General features: G+C 62.1%; 15 protein-coding genes. 6 read left to right on the top strand and 9 right to left on the bottom strand.

Translation table 11 applies throughout. From position 1 onward, the window contains the following. The first annotated feature begins 49 nt into the window (after positions 1 to 49). Complete coding sequence (locus AX760_RS19210; RefSeq protein ID WP_071834591.1) at positions 50 to 2,134, top strand: OmpA family protein; 2,085 nt, start codon at positions 50 to 52, stop codon at positions 2,132 to 2,134. A 120-nt stretch (positions 2,135 to 2,254) separates the two neighbouring features. Here the strand turns inward: AX760_RS19210 and mobB are convergent, their stop codons facing one another. From mobB to AX760_RS19190, 4 genes are read right to left on the bottom strand one after another with little or no spacing between them, the layout of a single operon-like run. Beyond that, positions 2,255 to 2,773 carry a molybdopterin-guanine dinucleotide biosynthesis protein B gene (gene mobB, locus AX760_RS19205; protein ID WP_071834590.1) on the bottom strand — a complete coding sequence of 173 codons (519 nt, stop codon included), beginning with the start codon at positions 2,771 to 2,773 and terminating at the stop codon, positions 2,255 to 2,257. Then, on the bottom strand, positions 2,770 to 3,429 hold the full coding sequence (gene mobA / locus AX760_RS19200) for a molybdenum cofactor guanylyltransferase MobA (RefSeq protein ID WP_071834589.1): 660 nt from the start codon (positions 3,427 to 3,429) through the stop codon (positions 2,770 to 2,772). The genes mobB and mobA overlap by 4 nt, the downstream gene beginning before the upstream one ends. Then, positions 3,426 to 4,652, bottom strand: a complete 1,227-nt coding sequence (locus tag AX760_RS19195) for a multidrug effflux MFS transporter (RefSeq protein ID WP_071834588.1) — start codon at positions 4,650 to 4,652, stop codon at positions 3,426 to 3,428. The genes mobA and AX760_RS19195 overlap by 4 nt, the downstream gene beginning before the upstream one ends. Positions 4,653 to 4,664: 12 nt before the next feature. Further along, positions 4,665 to 5,573 carry a DMT family transporter gene (locus tag AX760_RS19190; protein WP_071834587.1) on the bottom strand — a complete coding sequence of 303 codons (909 nt, stop codon included), beginning with the start codon at positions 5,571 to 5,573 and terminating at the stop codon, positions 4,665 to 4,667. Between the two features lie 454 nt (positions 5,574 to 6,027). Between AX760_RS19190 and AX760_RS19185 the strand changes: the two genes are divergently transcribed. Continuing rightward, positions 6,028 to 8,571, top strand: coding sequence for a methyl-accepting chemotaxis protein (locus AX760_RS19185; protein ID WP_071834586.1), 2,544 nt, complete (start codon positions 6,028 to 6,030; stop codon positions 8,569 to 8,571). Between the two features lie 82 nt (positions 8,572 to 8,653). Here AX760_RS19185 and moaA read toward each other — a convergent pair whose 3' ends face one another. Next, on the bottom strand, positions 8,654 to 9,703 hold the full coding sequence (gene moaA / locus AX760_RS19180) for a GTP 3',8-cyclase MoaA (RefSeq protein WP_071834585.1): 1,050 nt from the start codon (positions 9,701 to 9,703) through the stop codon (positions 8,654 to 8,656). Between the two features lie 152 nt (positions 9,704 to 9,855). Between moaA and AX760_RS19175 the strand changes: the two genes are divergently transcribed. Continuing rightward, entirely contained in the window at positions 9,856 to 10,230 is a 375-nt protein-coding gene (locus tag AX760_RS19175) for a gamma-butyrobetaine hydroxylase family protein (RefSeq protein ID WP_071834584.1), read from the top strand. A 36-nt stretch (positions 10,231 to 10,266) separates the two neighbouring features. On the opposite strand, the gene AX760_RS19170 is transcribed toward AX760_RS19175, so the two are convergent. After that, complete coding sequence (locus tag AX760_RS19170) at positions 10,267 to 10,755, bottom strand: MarR family winged helix-turn-helix transcriptional regulator (protein WP_071834583.1); 489 nt, start codon at positions 10,753 to 10,755, stop codon at positions 10,267 to 10,269. Between the two features lie 45 nt (positions 10,756 to 10,800). On the opposite strand from AX760_RS19170, the gene AX760_RS19165 reads away from it, so the two are divergent. The 3 genes from AX760_RS19165 (at position 10,801) to AX760_RS19155 (ending at position 13,089) form a co-directional block, all read left to right on the top strand. After that, entirely contained in the window at positions 10,801 to 11,715 is a 915-nt protein-coding gene (locus tag AX760_RS19165) for an alpha/beta fold hydrolase (RefSeq protein ID WP_071834582.1), read from the top strand. 73 nt (positions 11,716 to 11,788) lie between these two features. Further along, entirely contained in the window at positions 11,789 to 12,397 is a 609-nt protein-coding gene (locus tag AX760_RS19160) for a pyridoxamine 5'-phosphate oxidase family protein (protein ID WP_071834581.1), read from the top strand. A 119-nt stretch (positions 12,398 to 12,516) separates the two neighbouring features. Continuing rightward, positions 12,517 to 13,089 (top strand): nucleoside 2-deoxyribosyltransferase, encoded by a 573-nt coding sequence (locus AX760_RS19155; protein ID WP_071834580.1) that lies wholly within the window; start codon positions 12,517 to 12,519, stop codon positions 13,087 to 13,089. A 49-nt stretch (positions 13,090 to 13,138) separates the two neighbouring features. Here AX760_RS19155 and AX760_RS19150 read toward each other — a convergent pair whose 3' ends face one another. The 3 genes from AX760_RS19150 to fumC form a co-directional block, all read right to left on the bottom strand. Further along, positions 13,139 to 13,789 (bottom strand): L,D-transpeptidase, encoded by a 651-nt coding sequence (locus AX760_RS19150; protein ID WP_071834644.1) that lies wholly within the window; start codon positions 13,787 to 13,789, stop codon positions 13,139 to 13,141. A gap of 170 nt (positions 13,790 to 13,959) precedes the next feature. Then, on the bottom strand, positions 13,960 to 15,030 hold the full coding sequence (locus tag AX760_RS19145) for a GGDEF domain-containing protein (RefSeq protein WP_071834643.1): 1,071 nt from the start codon (positions 15,028 to 15,030) through the stop codon (positions 13,960 to 13,962). Positions 15,031 to 15,251: 221 nt separating this feature from the next. Continuing rightward, the gene (gene fumC, locus AX760_RS19140; RefSeq protein ID WP_071834642.1) at positions 15,252 to 16,643 is read right to left on the bottom strand and encodes a class II fumarate hydratase; all 1,392 of its coding nucleotides are present in this window, start codon (positions 16,641 to 16,643) and stop codon (positions 15,252 to 15,254) included. Positions 16,644 to 16,725 lie beyond the last annotated feature (82 nt).

The raw sequence follows: 16,725 nt of genomic DNA, 5'->3' as shown, positions 1-16,725 counted from the left end.
GCCAGTCGACGGCAAAAACAGAACAGACCTCTCCAAGGAGGAGACAGACATGAGCATTCGATCCAAACTTTTCGCAACGGTGGCATTTCCGGTTCTATCGGTGTCGCTGGCCATTCAGCCGGCACTGGCCGACAGCTTGATGAAACCATTCGAGGTGGCGCAGGAAAGCGGCGATCCGGCGGTGGATCAGCTCTCCGCCGACGGTGAGGTGGTGCCTGAAGAACTGCTGCGCAAGAAGCGCAAGAAGGCAGCGGCTGAGGAAGAGCAGGCAGCCCCTGTTGCCGAAGAGCAGCAGCCGGAAGCCGAGCAACAGGCCGAGCCTGTCGAAAAGCCGCGCAAGAAGCGTGACAAGAAGGCGGCCGTAGAGGAAGAGCAGCCGGCCGCCGAAGAGCAGGCAGCCCCTGTTGCCGAAGAACAGCAGCCGGAGGCCGAGCAGCAGGCGGAGCCCGTCGAGAAGCCGCGCAAGAAGCGCGACAAGAAGGCCGCAGCCGCGGAGGAGCAGCCGGCCGCCGAAGAGCAGGCAGCCCCTGTTGCCGAAGAACAGCAGCCGGAAGTCGAGCAGCAGGCGGAACCTGTCGAGAAGCCGCGCAAGAAGCGTGACAAGAAGGCGGCCGTAGAGGAAGAGCAGCCGGCCGCCGAAGAGCAGGCAGCCCCTGATGCCGAAGAACAGCAGCCGGAAGCCGAGCAGCAGGCGGAGCCTGTCGAGAAGCCGCGCAAGAAGCGCGACAAGAAGGCTGCAGCTGAGGCGCAGAAGACGGAAGAGCAGAAGGCTGCGGACGAGACCCAGTCCGAGGACAGGCCTCCGGTCGCCGAGGGTGAACTGCGCCCGATGATCGAGGGCGATCCGGCGATTGCCGAGGACAATGCGGCTGCAGCTGACGAACCTGTCCCGGAAATGACCGATACGCGCACCACGGAGGAGAAGCAAGAGATTGCCAAGGACCCGTCCGCCAGCGACGAGACCGTGGTCCTGCCCGTCGAGAATGGCGCTGCCGTGCTTGACAGCGACAAGGATGCCGACAATGCCGGCGGCGACAATACGCGTGAAAAGCGCCGCAAGCAGCGCCAGGAATTGCGGGCCGAGGACGAGACTGTCGCGGCACCGACGAGCGATGCCGAATCACAGGCCGGCCGCACGGAACGCCGTCCGAGCCGCGAGGAAATCGGCGCCGCCAACAACGAGAAGGGCGAACGGATCAGCGAGGCGCCGACCTTCGACCTGCCAGACCTGATTGATGCGATCACCGGCAATACCGATGGGAACACCCGTCGCGATCGTCGTCCGCGCATCGAAGAGGAACTCGACAACCGCGTTGTGATCGATCTTGGCGACCAGATCATCGTGCGCAGCGACGACCGTCCGCGTCTGCGCCGCAATGCCGAGGAGACCTATTATGACGAGCTGCCGCGGGGCCGCACCCGCGAAACGATCGAAAAGGTCGGCGGCGTCAAGATTGTCACGATCTACAATCGCTACGGTGACATCCTGCAGCGCACGCGCATCGACCGGCAGGGCCGCGAATACCTGCTGATCTACGCGCCGGAAGCCGGTGACGGCCCGCGTCCGCCCGCCTATGACGTCGGCGACGACCTGCCGCCCATGCGTCTGCGCGTGCCGGTCCGCGACTACATCATCGACACGTCGAGCCAGCCGGACCGCGACTATTACGACTTCCTGTCCGAGCCGCCGGTGGAGCAGGTCGAGCGCGTCTACACGATCGATGAGGTGAAGAACTCGGCCCGTATCCGCGACAAGGTGCGCCGTATCGATCTCGATACGATCACCTTTGCCACGGGAAGCGCCGAAGTGCCGATGTCGCAGGCCAAGACACTGCGCAGCGTGGCGAACGCGATGAACGAAGTGCTGGAAAAGGATCCGGGCGAAACCTTCTTCATCGAAGGTCACACCGATGCGGTCGGATCCGACCAGTCCAACCTCGTTCTGTCCGACCAGCGGGCCGAATCTGTCGCCGTGCTTCTGTCGGAAGTCTATGACATTCCGGCTGAAAACCTGGTCACCCAAGGATATGGTGAGCGCTTCCTGAAGGTGCGCACCGGCGATGCCGAGCAACTGAACCGGCGCGTGACCATCCGCCGCGTTACGGCGCTGGTGCGTCCGGTTGCACAGAACTAGACGGCATTTCGTCTGGATCGACCCTGAACAGAACAACAGGCCCGCCGCGCAAGCAGCGGGCCTGTTGTTGTTTGAGGCTCTCCAAGGGGAAGCCGTTAAACCGGTCGATCAGCCTTCACTTCAGCCCGATGCACCAAGTCCCGTCACCTGTGCGACGAAATCGGCGATGGCTGAGGTGTCGTCGAGATCGAACACCCGCAGGCCTGTGTCGGTGACGGGGTGGTCGGCGGCGATGGCCGTGATGTACGGATCGGTCGGGGCCAGGGGCTCGCGGTTTTTTGCTTCCAGCCGGCGGGCTTCGATCTTGGGGATGGGCTCGCGCTTGTAGCCCTCGATCAAAACGAGGTCGCAAGGGGCAAGCCGTGCCAGGATTTCTTCAAAACTCGGCTCCGGCCCGCCGCGCAGTTCGTGCATGATGGCATAGCGGGTGCCGGAGACGATGGTGACCTCGTGGGCGCCGGCTTCGCGGTGGCGAAAACTGTCGGCTCCAACCTTGTCGATGTCGAAGTCGTGATGCGCATGCTTGATCGTCGAGACACGGTAGCCGCGTCGGGTGAGTTCGGTAACCAGCCGGACGCAAAGGCCGGTCTTTCCCGAATTCTTCCAGCCGGCAATGCCGAACAGTTTTGGACCCGTCATGGTTTTTCCGCCTCCAGGAGGGCAAGCCAGCGCTCCGCCTGTGCGTGATCGGCGGGCGTGTTGATATTGTAGAACGGATCGAAGGCCCCGGCCTTGGTCTCGATCATCGGAAAATGCACTGCGACCATCGGATGGCGGGCGATGAAACTGCGCACCCGGCGCTTGTCGTCGGTGATCAGCCAGCGTTCCAGATCATCGGCGATGGCAACGGGCCAGAGGCCGAAGATCGGATGCATGATGTCGTCCGTAAAGGCGATGGCGATCTGGTCTGCCTGTTGCCGGGCCGCTGCCAGCCGCGCGACAAGGTCTGTTGGAAAGAAGGGCGTATCGGTCGGAACCGTTGTCACGCAGGATGAGACCGGATGCCGCCGCTCTGTGTGGCGCAGCGCCGAGAGCACACCGGCGAGCGGGCCGAGATGACCCGAGACGGTGTCGCCGAACGCCGTCACGCCCGGCGGCAGGTCCGGCGCGGGCACGGCATTGGTGTTGACGTCGATCGAGCATGCCTGCGGTCGAAGCCGCTCGATGATCCGGTCGAGCAGGGGGCGAGCGCCCAGTTGCAGGGCGGATTTATTCTGCCCCATGCGCGAGGACAGGCCGCCGGCGATGATGACGGCCGGAATGTCGGTCGGGATCCTTGTCTGGCGCTCCGTCATCCCTGCTGCTCCGAGAGGCGCGTCCGCACGCGTCGGTCGGCGCCGATCACCGACAGCGTCGCGGCGATGCCGGCAAGGCTTGCCGCCGCCATCACCACAAGCAGCGGATAGATGCCGGTCTCGATCGTCAGCAGCGCGCCTGCGAGTGCCGACAGGACCGCGCCGCCGCCAATGGTCAGTGCGCCGCCAAGCCCGGAGGCCGAACCGGCCAGGTGGGGACGGACGCTGACGATGCCGGCATTGGCGCTCGGCAGGCTGACGCCATTGCCGACGCCGACGAGGAACATCGGAGCGAAGAAGGCGAGTGCGGTTTCCAGTCCGCCGAGGAAGAGCGCGCCGGTGATGACGGTGCCGGCCAGGGTGATGACGCCGCCGGCCAGCATCATCCTGCCGGTGCCGATGCGCCTGGCATAACGTCCCGACAGGAAGTTTCCGACCATGTAGCCGAAGGCGGTGAAGCAGAAATAGAGGCCAAGCGCCGTCGGCGACATGCCAAGCAGCGTGCTGCCGACAAAGGGGGCGCCGCCGAGAAAGGCGAAAAAGACACCCGACGCAAAGGTTGTCGTCAGCGTGTAGCCCCAGAAGGCGCCGGACGACAGCAATTCCGGATAGGCTTTGAACTGTGCCGCAAAGCTCGCGGACGGGCTGTCGTTGGTTTCCTTGAGGTCGAGCCAGACGATGGCCATGACCAGCAGGCCGAAGACGAGGATGGCGACGAAATTCGCCTGCCAGCCGAACAGGTCGCTGAGCACGCCGCCGAGCACCGGGCCAATCATGGGGACGATGGTCATGCCCATGGTGACATAGCCGATCATCGAGGCTGCCTCTTCCATCGGGACCATATCGCGGACGATGGCCCGCGACAGGACGAGCCCGGCAATCAGCGTCGTCTGCAGCATGCGTCCGACCAGAAAGACCTCTATCGAGGTGGCGGCGATGCAGACCAGCGTTGCCAGGAGAAAGAGACCGATGCCGGAGAGAAGAACGGGCCGGCGACCGTAGCGATCCGACAGCGGCCCGATGATCAGTTGCAGCACCGCGGTGCCCGCAAGATAGCCTGAAATGGCAAGCTGGATGGTTGCGTAGCTGCTTTCGAAGTCGGCCGCCATAGCGGGCAGGGCGGGCAGGAACATGTTCATGTTCAAGGCGCTCAGGCCGGCAATCAGCACGAGCGTTGCGATATGCGGCGGTGTGTTTCTGTCGAGAAATCGGGTCCGGGTCATGCGCAAGTCACTCTATTTCGGCGATTCGGGGATCGATTGCTGGGCAACCGCTGCAACGCGCCGCTTGTTTTCGCGGGCGAAGGTATAAAGTCCGGAGCCGACGATGACCAGAATGCCCGTAATCATCCAGATGTCCGGCTTTTCCGCGAAGAACAGCATGCCAATACCGATCGACCAGATCAGGCTTGTGTAGCGGAAGGGGGCGATGATGGCGATTTCGCCATTGCGCATGGCCAGAACGATGCATTGATAGCCGACCAGCAGCAAGAGGCTGGCGCCGGCCAGATGGCCGAACGACACCAGGCTCATTGGCTGCCAGCCACCCATCGGCAGGATCATGACCGCACCGGTCAGCGTGATGGCGACGGCGGTTATGACGGAGATGAACAGCGACGGCACCTTGGGGTCGATCCGGCGCGTACAGAGGTCGCGGATCGCGGCGCAGAAGACGGAGGCGACGACATTGAGCGCGGCGATTGTAAACCCCTCCGGACCTGGCCGCAAAATGATCAGCACGCCGAGAAAACCGGTGAGGATGGCAAGCCAACGCCGCCAGCCGACGGGCTCGGACAGGAAGAGGGCGGCGCCCAGCGTCACAGCCAGCGGCAGCGCCTGGAGGATCGCCGAGGCATTGGCCAGCGGAATCTGCCCGAGCGCGTTGATATAGGTAATGGAGGCGCCGACTTCCGCAACGACGCGAAGAGCAACGGCTGGCGTCGTCAAAAGCCGAAACGACCGCATGGCACCGAAAGACCAGGCGAGTGCCAGCACCAGAACGGAAGTCAGGAAGCCGCGAACGAACATGATCTGGCCGACATTCATTTCGCCGGTGACGGATTTGACAAGAGCGTCGTTGCAGGTGAAGCCGGCCATGGCAAGGCACATGAAAACTGCGCCGCGCATATTGGCGGAAGAGTGCATTTTTTATCCTGGTTCGCCGGGGGGCGGTTTCCGATCGCTTCCTGCGAGAGAGCCGATGCGACGGTAACAAAAGACGTCAACTGCCTAACTGTAAAGCATCGGACGTGTTTTTATGCAACATCTGTCCCGTTCTCGTCGCCGTTTTATGGGCTGCGCGACACCGCTTGCGAGGCTGCATTCTTTCTGTGCAGCATGCTGATCTGCCGGCAGCGCTCGAAACTATCGTAAATTGCGGTTTTAATTGGGAAAATATTAATTTTCGCTGCCTACCGTCATTCTACTCCGCTGTCCTCTTGCATGGGGCGAATGATGGCTGACGCAGGGGAAGGCAGTTTCCCCCAGCGTCAACTGGAATGTGCCGCCGGCGCCTGTTGTTGCGCGCGGCATATGGGCTCTTCGATGCCGAAGGCCGTTCTGCGGGAATGTCCGATTTACTCAACGCCTGGAGTCCGGAATGTCCCTGATCGATCGCTCATTGCAGCGTCTTCGCATCGTCACCAAGGTTCTTTTGTTCGTCGTCCCGCTTGTCGCGCTGATCGCCGGCATCGGGCTTGTCGGCTATTTCACCGCGAGCACGCTGAACGGACACATGACCGTCACCCGCGAGACGATCAGCAATCTCTCGAATTTCGAGGCGCTGCGCGGCGCGGTGCAGAGTTTCACCGACACGCCGACGGATGAAACGCGACAGATTCTGGCAGCCCGGATCGGGGAACAGGAAGCCGGCATCCGGGTTCTCAACGACCTCCTGCCGACCGCGGCGGACAGGGCCGAGATCGCATCTGTGATGCAGTTGGGCGATGCGATGCGTAGCGGCGCCGAAACGCTCTGGTCGATCGAGACGGAGCGCGACGCGGTGACCACGTCGGTTGCGACGGCGCTGTCGGAGATGACCAAACAGGGCAATATGGCCTACAAGCAGATCGATGTGCTGCGCAAGGAATCCGGCGAGAAGGAAGCCTTTGCGAAAGCCCTGCTGTTTGACGCGGCTGCCTATCAGGGGCTTGCCGAGCGCATCAAGAAATTTCGCCTGCCTGTCACCATGGCGGTCGCGCCCGATGCCAAGATCGACGCGGCCAAGAAATTCCTGCCGCATCTGATGAAGCAGATTGCCGAAGCCGAGGCGATCGCATCGGACAAGGTGCAAAAGCAGATTGCCGTCGTCCGGGCGGATGCCGAAAAGATCAGTGCGATCGTCGCTTCTTCGGATGCAAATGATATCAAGAAGACGCAGATCGTTCCGATCCTCAGCAAGTTTTCGAAATATGAAGCGGATTTTGCCAAGGAAGCGGCGAAGAACTCCGATACGGCTGCCAAGCGTTTTGTCGGCATGGATGGTGAAATTCTGCTGCTGAAAAGCCTGATCGCGCTGATGGATGAAACCTTCAAGGGGCTGGATGCCACTCGCCTGCACATCAGCGAACTGCACCGCAACCTGAATACCGACAGCCGCGCTGCCGTCATTGCCGATATCACGGCCGTTCGCGCTTCGGCCACGACGCTTTCGGAAACCGGCGGAAAGAACGCAGCGCTGCGCGACCTGCTCGGCAAGCTGACGCCCTCGCTGGAGCAGATCGACAGCGGCACCGCACAGCTGATCGACGTCGGTCAACGCTGGCTCAATGCGAAGGCGCAGGTCACCACGCTCGTGGTGCAGGCAAGCCAGACGCTCGAAAACTTCGTCAGCCGCGCCCAGGAAGTCGGAAAACAGGATAGCCAGCGTTCGGCCAATGTCTCGATCATCGCCATGATTGCAGGCACGTTGCTCGCCATCATCGGCGGCCTGATGCTCATTGAGACCCTGCGCGGTCCCTTGAAGCGTGTCACCGAAACCATGACCCGCCTGGCGAATGGTGATCTTGAGGTCGCGATCGAGGGCCGCAACCGCGGCGACGAAATCGGCGACATGGTGCGTTCGGTTGCCGTCTTCCGCGACCACGCCGTCGAAAATGTCCGCCTGGAACGCGAAGCGGAAACCGCACGTACCCTGTCGGCCGAAGAAGAGGCCCGGCGCAGCCACGAGCGTGCCCGCATCGAAGCCGAACAGATGGAGGCGCTGACGGCCCTGTCGGACGTTCTCGCCAAGCTCGCTGATGGCAATCTGGAAGACGGCATGGCGGAAAACCTGTCTGCAGATTATGTCGTCATGGCCCGCACCTACAACAATGCCGTCGAGGCGCTGCGTGCCACACTGATCGATGTCCGTATGGTGACCAATGAAATCACCGGCGGCACCAGCAATCTGGCGGCGTCCGCCGACGACCTTGCCCGTCGCACCGAGCAACAGGCCGCAGCCCTCGAACAAAGCTCCCGTGCCTTGGGTCAGTTGACCGAGATTGTCCGTTCGACGGCAGAAAGCGCCCGCAAGACCACGGTCTCGGTCGACGAAACGCACAACTACGCCAAGCATTCGGGGCTTGTCGTCTCCAAGGCGATCGATGCCATGGCTGCGATCAACAAGTCGTCGGACAAGATCTCGACGATCATCAGCGTCATCGATGAAATCGCTTTCCAGACCAACCTGCTGGCCCTGAACGCCGGTGTCGAGGCTGCCCGCGCCGGTGATGCCGGTCGCGGCTTCGCTGTGGTTGCCCAGGAAGTCCGCGAGCTTGCCCAGCGTTGCGCTGGTGCTGCCCGCGAGATCAAGGGGCTGATTTCCGAAAGTTCGGTCCAGGTGCGCAGCGGCGTCGAGCTGGTGAAGGAAACCGGGACGGCGCTGACGGTCATCAACGATCATATCTCGACGATCCATCAGCTTGTCAGCAACATCGAATCGGCTGCCGCCGACCAGTATCGGGGCTTGAACGAGGTCAACCAGGCCGTGCGCCAGGTCGAGCTGATCACCCAGCAGAATGCCGCCATGGTCGAGGAGAACACCGCCGAGATCCATGGCCTGCGCCGGCAGGTCGAGAGCCTCAACGAGAAGATCGAGCGCTTCAAGACGGGCACCACCCGCAGCAACCACGGTTATGGCAACCGCCACAGCTACGCCGCCTGATATCTGACGGTCCTGCAGGAAAAACCCGCCGGGGATGACCCCGGCGGGTTTTGCGTTTCAGGGAAGAAAAAAGGGGTTTGCGTCAGCCGCCGGTCACGCTCATGTGGCGGGCGACCGCCGGTTTGTTGCTGGTGCGGTCGATGATGAAGTCGTGGCCTTTCGGTTTGCGCGAAATCGCCTCGTCGATCACGGTCGAAAGATAGGCGTCGTCGTCGGAAATCCGCAAGGGGGCGCGCAGGTCGGCGGCATCATTCTGGCCAAGGCACATGTAGAGCGTGCCGGTGCAGGTCAGCCGCACGCGATTGCAGCTTTCGCAGAAATTGTGGGTCATCGGCGTGATCAGCCCCAGCCGGCCGCCGGTCTCCGCGACCGTCAGGTACCGGGCCGGGCCGCCGGTCTTGTAGGCATTGTCCGACAGCGTAAACTGTTCGGCGAGGCGGGCGCGCATCTCGCTCAGCGGCAGATAATGGTCGGTCCGGTCCTCGTCGATCTCGCCCATGGGCATGGTCTCGATCAGGGTCAGGTCCATGCCGCGCCCATGGGCCCAGCGCATCATGTCCGGGATTTCCTGGTCGTTGAAATCCTTGAGCGCCACGGCGTTGATCTTGACGTGGATGCCAGCCGCCTGTGCGGCGCCGATGCCCTCCAGCACCTTGCCGAGCTCTCCCCAACGGGTGATCGACTTGAATTTTTCCGGATCGAGCGTATCGAGCGAGACGTTGATGCGGCGCACGCCGCAATCGGCGAGTTCGGCCGCGTGGCGGGCAAGCTGCGAGCCATTGGTGGTCAGCGTCAGTTCGTCGAGCCGGCCGTCATGAACATGCTTGCCGAGTTCGCGCACCAGGAACATGACGTTCTTGCGCACCAGAGGCTCGCCGCCGGTCAGGCGCAGCTTACGGACGCCCTTTGCAATGAAGGCGGAACAGAGCCGGTTCAGCTCTTCAAGCGTCAGCAGGTCCTTCTTCGGCAGGAAGGTCATGTTTTCCGCCATGCAATAGGTGCAGCGGAAATCGCAGCGATCGGTGACGGACACGCGCAGATAGGTGACGGCGCGGCCAAACGGATCGATCATCGGCGCCGGGGCGTCGTTCAGCGGCGTTGCGCCCGTCCTGTCGATAATGGCTGTGGTCACATCCTGTCTCCTTGAAACGTCAATGTCGTGAGCCAAGGCCGCCGCGTCAAGACGCAACTGCGTGAATGGACTGCAAAATGCCGTCCGGGTAGACTTTCTTGCTGCGTCCTTCCCATGCTAGGCCTTCGATCGATGAATGGAGACTGCGTGACATGACTGATATCTGGCCGACCGAGCTGCGCGTCTCGAAGGACCGCCAAAGGCTGACGGTGAGCTTCAACGACGGCGCTTCGTATGACCTTGCCGCGGAAATGCTGCGCGTCCTGTCGCCGTCGGCCGAAGTGCAGGGCCACGGGCCGGGGCAGGGCCTGACCGTGCCGGGAAAACGCAATGTGGCGATCATCTCGGTGGCGCCGACCGGAAACTATGCCGTCCGGCTCGGCTTCGACGACTTTCACGATACCGGCATCTTCACCTGGGCCTTTTTGCGCGAACTGGGCGAGACCGGGGCGGCGAAGTTTGCCGACTACGAGCGCGATCTCGCCAACAAGGGCATGACACGCGACAAGGCCGAGAAGCCGAGGTAAGTCGGTCCCGTTGCTTGTCGATACGGTTGCGCCGGCCTATTCCGGGCTTTCTGTTTCGCCGGCAAGCAGGGTGGCGATGATCCGCTCCATCGATTCGGCCACCGTGATGCATTCGTCGATCGGCGCGCCGGTCAGCGATCGTTCGATCAAGGCGGTCTGGATGGCCATCGCCTCCTGCGTCAGCGTCTCTCCCGCCCTGGTCAGCGACAGGCGCAGCACGCGCTTGTCCTTGCGATCGCCGCGCCGTTCGATCAGGCCGCGTTTTTCCAGCTGCGGCAGAAGCATGCTCATATTCGAGCGGCCGACCAAGAGCTTTCGCGCCAGTTCCTGCTGGCTGATGCCATCGAAGCGATAGAGGTTGATCAGGATGTCGAGATGCGGCGGCTTGATGTCGAGGGGAGCCAGCGCCCGTGTCAGCGTCTGCTGCATCAGCTGGCAGGCGCGGGCAACGGCGATCCAGCTGCGGAAACGGGGATGGTCCCAGGGAAGGCCTGTCGGTGCGGAAGAGACTTGATTTTTGTTCATGCCTGTACTTTATTGTTCAATATTGAACATTATCGGAGTCCCACTATGCCATCCTTTGCGCTCAAGGTCATCCGCATGTCGCTGGCAGCCGTTGCGTTGTTTTCGCCGGCTGCCGCCGGTCGCCTTGCGTTTGGGATTTTCAGCCGGACACCGGGCAGGCGCGGGAAAAATGCCAAGGAAGCAGCGGCGCTCGAAAAGGCGGCACCCGTGGTGGCCCGTGCCGAGCGGGTTTCGCTCTCGTTGCCGCTTTCCGGTGGCGCGGCCGTCGCCCACCGGTTTCTACCGGATGCGACTGTGGCGAATGGCAAACGTGTGCTTGTCACCCATGGCTGGGGTTCGCGCGTCGATTACCTGACGGCGCTGGTCGAGGGGCTGGTTTCCGCCGGCGCCGAGGTGGTGGCGCTCGACTGGCCCGGACACGGCGCCTCGCCGGGACGTTTCCTGACCATGCCGCAGGCGGTGCAGACCGTCGACGCGGCCTGGCGGCATTTCGGCCCCTTCGATGCGGCGGTCGGCCATTCGTTCGGGGGCGCAAGCCTTGCCTGTGCGGCCGGCGGTGCGCTTGCCGGTGTGCAACCGCGCATACCCGGCCGTCTCGTGCTGATTGGCGCGCCCAGCGAAATGGCCTGGCTGTTTGCCGATTTCGGCCGGTTCATGCGGTTGCGACCAAAAGTGCAGGCGGCATTCGAGGCGGTCGTCGAGCGGCTGGCCGGACGCTCCCTGAGCGAGTTCGATGCGGCGCGGATGATGGGTGCGCTGGACGTGCCGGTGCTGATCATCCATGCCGAGGACGACAAGGAGGTGGCGGCCGAACATGCCCGTCGCTATGCGGCCGCAAACGCACGTGTGCACCTGCACTGGGCCAACGGGCTCGGGCATCGCCGCATCGTGTCGGCGCCGCCGGTCATCGAGATCGTCTGCGATTTCCTGTTCGATAGACCGGACCGGGCGGTCGCCTGACGATTTCCCTTGCCATTGTCATCAGAGCTTCATGGTCTTGCCGGACGGATTGGCAAGGATTCTGGAGAAAAGCATGACAATCATCCGCACGCTCGACGACCTCAAGGCGCTCTATGGCGATGCCGGGGAAGCCTCCATCGTCAAGGTCACGACGGTCCTGACGCCGGACTACCGGCTGATGATCGAGGCGTCGCGCTTTGCCGCGCTGGCGACTGTGGGCCCGGAGGGGCTGGATTGCTCGCCGCGTGGCGATGCGGCCTGCGTGGTGCGGATTGCCGATGAACGGACCGTGCTAATACCCGACTGGCGCGGCAACAACCGGGTCGATTCGCTTGCCAATATCGTGCGCGACCCACGCGTGGCCCTGATGTTCCTCGTGCCCGGATCGAACACGACGATGCGGATCAACGGCACGGCCGTGGTCAGTGTCGATCCGGCCCTGACCGGCACCTTCAACGTTGATGGCAAACACCCGCGCAGCGTCATCGTCGTCACGATCGGCGAGGTCTATTTCCAGTGCGCGCGAGCGCTGATGCGCTCAAGGCTCTGGGATCCGGCGCTCCGTGTCGATCCCGCACACCTGCCGACGCCGGGCATGCTGCTGAAGGCGGCCAAGGACGATTTCGACCGCGAGACCTACGATCGCGAATGGCCCGAACGCGCGGAAAAGACCATGTGGTGACCTGCTGCAACGCGCGGATACCGTCTGCCATTGTCTGGGGATGGCGACGACAGCGGGCTTCCTCTGGGCAATCCCTGCTGTAAGCTCGGCTGTCACACAGGTTTCAAGGCAGACATTGCATGCAAAAGAAAATCTACCTCGCCGGCCCGGACGTTTTTCTCTCCAATGCCCGCGACATCCTCGGACAGAAGGCCGATATGGTGCGCGCTGCGGGTTTCATCCCCTTGTGCCCGGGGGATCTAGAAGTTCCCCCCAGCGACACGAAAAAGGGGCTTGGTCTCGCCATCAGCGCGATCAACGAGGGCATGATGCGGGATGCCGATGCGGTCATTGCCAATCTGACGCCGTTTCGCGGCGTGGCCGCCGATGTCGGAACGAGCTTCGAACTCGGCTTCATGTGCGCGCTCGGCAAGGTTGTCTACGGTTACACCAATGTTGAGACCGACCATTTCAAGCGGTGTGCGGACTTTTATGGCGGCGCCCTGACGCGGTCGCCGGATGGCCGTATCCGCGGGCCGGACGGCCTGTCGATCGAGGATTTCGACATGGTCGACAATCTGATGCTCGACGGCGGCATTGAAAGCCGCGGCGGCATCTTCGTTGTCGGCAATGCCAGTGAAGACGCGCTCTATACGGATATGCAGGCCTTTGCGGAATGCCTGCGGCTGATGGCGTCCCGCTACGCAAGCTGACTCACCGTCAGCGGGGCTTTTCGCTCACCTGCGCTTCCCCAGGGAAAGCTCAATCGCGAACAACGACCTTGGTGCCGATGGTGACATTGGCATAGAGATGCTCGACATCCTCATTGGCCATGCGAATGCAGCCTGATGACATCGCCTTGCCGATGGACGACGGCTGGTTGGTGCCGTGGATGCGGTAGATCGTCGAGCCGAGATACAGGGCGCGGGCGCCGAGCGGATTCTTTATGCCGCCCTTCATGCTGGCCGGCAGGATGTTGCCTTTTTTGGCCTCGCGGGCACGCATGTCTTCCGGTGGCGTCCAGGTCGGCCATTCCGCCTTGCGGCTGACGGTGTTCGCGCCGGTCCAGATGAAACCGTCGCGCCCGACGCTGACGCCGTACCGCATGGCGATGCCGTTGCCGAGAACATGGTAGAGACGGCGGTCGGAGTTGTCGATGATGATGGTGCCGGGGGCTGCCGTTTCGTTAAAGGCAATCAGTTCGCGCTGGATCGGCGAGGCGTTGATGTCCTTGCGGGCGCGGACCTTCTCCGTGGCGGGCTTGCCTTCCGAGAGAACCTGAAGCCAGCCGGTCTTGAGCGTGCCGGTCTGCAGCGATGCCAGTTCCACGGAACGGTCCGTTCCTGCGGCCTGGGCTGCTGGGGCTGCGATAAGAAGCGCTGTTGCGATAATGGCAAGGGTCCGGCGTTTCATGATGTTGTCTCCCGTTTTTGCTGGGAGATCGGCCGCGGAAATGCGGGTCGCTCCCTGTTGTGACGCCTTCATAGGACGGCACGGGGGAGGTCCGCTGTTTCCAAGGGAACCACGTGGAAACACGAACGGCGCCACAAGGGCGCCGGGAGCGGTGGCGGATAGGCGTCAGCCTATTTGCGATAGATCAGCCAGCTCTTGCCGGTGTCCTTCTTCATGCCGTCCTCGAACAGGATGGTCCGGTTTCGACCGGCATTTTTGGCACAATAGAGCGCGATATCGGCCTTGTTGTAGAGATCGACGGGATCTTCGGCACTCTGCGCCGGGCAGATGCCGACAGACAGCGTGATCGGTCCGTAATTGACGCCGGTCTTGGAGTTCTTGAACGGGGTGTTGGCCAGAGCCGTGCGGATGCGTTCGCCGACCTGCAGGCATTCTTCGACGGTGCTGTCGGTCAGGATGACCGCAAACTCCTCGCCGCCGGTGCGGGCGACGAAGACATCGCGGCGCAGATTGGCGCGGATGACGGTCCCGACCGTCGCCAGGATCTTGTCGCCGACCGGATGGCCGTAATTGTCGTTGACCTTCTTGAAATGGTCGATATCGACAACGAGAAGACCGGTATAGGCTTTTGTATTCTCGGAATTGTAGATGGCCGCGAGCTTTTCATCAAAGGCGCGCCGATTGGCAAGGCGGGTCAACGAATCGGTGTTGGCAATACGCTTGTATTCTTCGAGTTCCTGGCGGATGATCTCCATCTCGAAGGTTTTCAACTCGACGTTTTCGACGCGCTCCTTGCCCCGCGACATGGTGTCTGCGGTTGCATTTGTCAGGATCGTCACCGCGTGACGCAGGATCTCGGCGCTGGCGCTGCTCTTGCTGGTAATGTTGGAATAGGCCTCGTCCAGCACGCGGTTGTAGCTTTCGAGCGCTGTCTGCTCCTCCTTGAGGAGGGTGAGCAGCGACAGCAGTTCGGAGGCCAGATGCGTGTGCGCGCGGTCGACGCCGGCCGGGTGATGGAAATTGCTGAAATACTGTGCGCCGATCGCGTCGAGTTCTTCCTGCGTCGCCTTGCTGCCAAGCGCCGCCAGTTCCTTCGATAGCTTCGGATTGGAGCCGATATAGGCTTCGTAGTAGAGTTCGTAGTTCCGCGGAATGGGCGATATGCCCATGATCCGCATCGCATGCGTCACATGGGCGGAGATGTCCGGTATCTGAATTTTGTGCGAGGCCGCCGTTTGCATGCCAAGCTCCTGTTCATGTGTGTTTTCTGTCATCGCTACTTCTAGGGGTAAAAGATTTTAGAAGCCTTAACGTTTGGTCATTCGCATCGTTAAGAGTGTTCATAAGAACATGCACTATCACTTATACCTGTTAAGAAATGGCAATAAAAAAGCCATGCCCAACGCTTCGGAAAAAGCGGCGGGCATGGCTTGAAGTGTCGTTCGCGCAGGGGTTGATCGTGTCAGGAGGGGCTGATCATCGTTTCCGGGCGCACGACAGCGTCGAATTCCTCATTGGTGACATAGCCCCCACCAACGGCTTCTTCCCGAAGGGTCGTGCCGTTCTTGTGGGCGGTCTTTGCGATCTTGGCGGCATTGTCATAGCCGATTTTCGGGGCCAGCGCCGTCACCAGCATCAGGGACCGGTCGAGTGCGGCCTTGATGTTGTCTTCGCGGGCCTCGATGCCGACGACGCAATTGTCGGTGAAGGAGACGGCCGCATCGGCCAGAAGCTGCACAGACTGCAGGAAATTGTAGGCCATCAGGGGATTGTAGACGTTCAGCTCGAAATGCCCCTGGCTGCCGGCAAAGGTCAGCGCGGCATTGTTGCCGAACACCTGCACGCAGACCTGGGTGAGGGCCTCGCACTGGGTCGGGTTGACCTTGCCGGGCATGATCGACGAGCCGGGCTCGTTTTCCGGAAGCGACAATTCGCCAAGGCCGGAGCGCGGGCCGGAGCCAAGCAGGCGGATGTCGTTGGCGATCTTGAACAGAGCGGCGGCCGCGGCATTGATCGCACCATGGCTGAAGACCATGGAATCATGCGCGGCCAGCGCCTCGAACTTGTTCGGCGCAGTGACGAAGGCGATGCCGGTGATCTTGGCGATTTCATCGGCAACCTTCTCGGCAAAGCCGATCGGCGCGTTGAGGCCGGTTCCGACGGCGGTTCCACCCTGGGCGAGTTCGCAAATGCCGGGAAGCGTCATCTCGATGCGCTTGATCGAGGAGGCGACCTGGGCCGCATAGCCGGAAAATTCCTGGCCGAGCGTCAGGGGCGTGGCATCCTGGGTGTGGGTGCGACCGATCTTGATGATGTGATCGAAGGCCTTGACCTTGTCTTCCAGTGCCTTGAGCAGGTGCCTGAGTGCCGGCAGAAGGTCGTGTACCACCCGTTCGGCGCAGGCGATGTGCATGGCAGTCGGATAGGTGTCGTTCGATGACTGGCTCATATTGACGTGATCATTCGGGTGCACCGGCTTTTTCGAGCCCATGACGCCGCCCAGCATTTCGATGGCGCGGTTGGAGATCACTTCATTGGCATTCATGTTCGACTGGGTGCCGGAACCCGTCTGCCAGACGACAAGCGGAAAATGTTCATCCAGCTTGCCGTCGATGACTTCCTGCGCTGCCGCAATAATGGCATTGCCGATCGTCGGATCAAGCCCCTGCAGCGCCATATTGGTGCGGGCGGCCGCCTGCTTGACGATGCCGAGCGCACGCACGATGGCGAGCGGCTGCTTTTCCCAGCCGATCTTGAAGTTGGCGAGCGAGCGTTGCGCCTGGGCGCCCCAGTATCGATCGCTAGCGACTTCGATCGGGCCGAACGTGTCTGTTTCCGTGCGCGTGGATGTCATCGTCTTCCTGCTTTCGTCCTGCTGTTTCGTCTCAAGACCGGAAGGCGGAAACGCTGCCAATACCGCGTTTTCCCGCCGTGAT

The sequence above is a fragment of the Pararhizobium antarcticum genome, from assembly GCF_001885585.1.
Classification (GTDB): domain Bacteria; phylum Pseudomonadota; class Alphaproteobacteria; order Rhizobiales; family Rhizobiaceae; genus Pararhizobium; species Pararhizobium antarcticum.
Note: the sequence above shows the minus strand (reverse complement) of the source record. Positions and strands in the feature narration are given on the sequence as shown.

What these genes read in the sequence shown, in the direction of transcription:
- AX760_RS19210 (WP_071834591.1), top strand. Translation starts at nt 50, where the DNA reads ATGAGCATTCGATCCAAACTTTTCGCAACGGTGGCATTTCCGGTTCTA.
- mobB (WP_071834590.1), bottom strand. Translation starts at nt 2,773, where the DNA reads ATGACGGGTCCAAAACTGTTCGGCATTGCCGGCTGGAAGAATTCGGGA.
- mobA (WP_071834589.1), bottom strand. Translation starts at nt 3,429, where the DNA reads ATGACGGAGCGCCAGACAAGGATCCCGACCGACATTCCGGCCGTCATC.
- AX760_RS19195 (WP_071834588.1), bottom strand. Translation starts at nt 4,652, where the DNA reads ATGACCCGGACCCGATTTCTCGACAGAAACACACCGCCGCATATCGCA.
- AX760_RS19190 (WP_071834587.1), bottom strand. Translation starts at nt 5,573, where the DNA reads ATGCACTCTTCCGCCAATATGCGCGGCGCAGTTTTCATGTGCCTTGCC.
- AX760_RS19185 (WP_071834586.1), top strand. Translation starts at nt 6,028, where the DNA reads ATGTCCCTGATCGATCGCTCATTGCAGCGTCTTCGCATCGTCACCAAG.
- AX760_RS19175 (WP_071834584.1), top strand. Translation starts at nt 9,856, where the DNA reads ATGACTGATATCTGGCCGACCGAGCTGCGCGTCTCGAAGGACCGCCAA.
- AX760_RS19170 (WP_071834583.1), bottom strand. Translation starts at nt 10,755, where the DNA reads ATGAACAAAAATCAAGTCTCTTCCGCACCGACAGGCCTTCCCTGGGAC.
- AX760_RS19165 (WP_071834582.1), top strand. Translation starts at nt 10,801, where the DNA reads ATGCCATCCTTTGCGCTCAAGGTCATCCGCATGTCGCTGGCAGCCGTT.
- AX760_RS19160 (WP_071834581.1), top strand. Translation starts at nt 11,789, where the DNA reads ATGACAATCATCCGCACGCTCGACGACCTCAAGGCGCTCTATGGCGAT.
- AX760_RS19155 (WP_071834580.1), top strand. Translation starts at nt 12,517, where the DNA reads ATGCAAAAGAAAATCTACCTCGCCGGCCCGGACGTTTTTCTCTCCAAT.
- AX760_RS19150 (WP_071834644.1), bottom strand. Translation starts at nt 13,789, where the DNA reads ATGAAACGCCGGACCCTTGCCATTATCGCAACAGCGCTTCTTATCGCA.
- AX760_RS19145 (WP_071834643.1), bottom strand. Translation starts at nt 15,030, where the DNA reads ATGCAAACGGCGGCCTCGCACAAAATTCAGATACCGGACATCTCCGCC.
- fumC (WP_071834642.1), bottom strand. Translation starts at nt 16,643, where the DNA reads ATGACATCCACGCGCACGGAAACAGACACGTTCGGCCCGATCGAAGTC.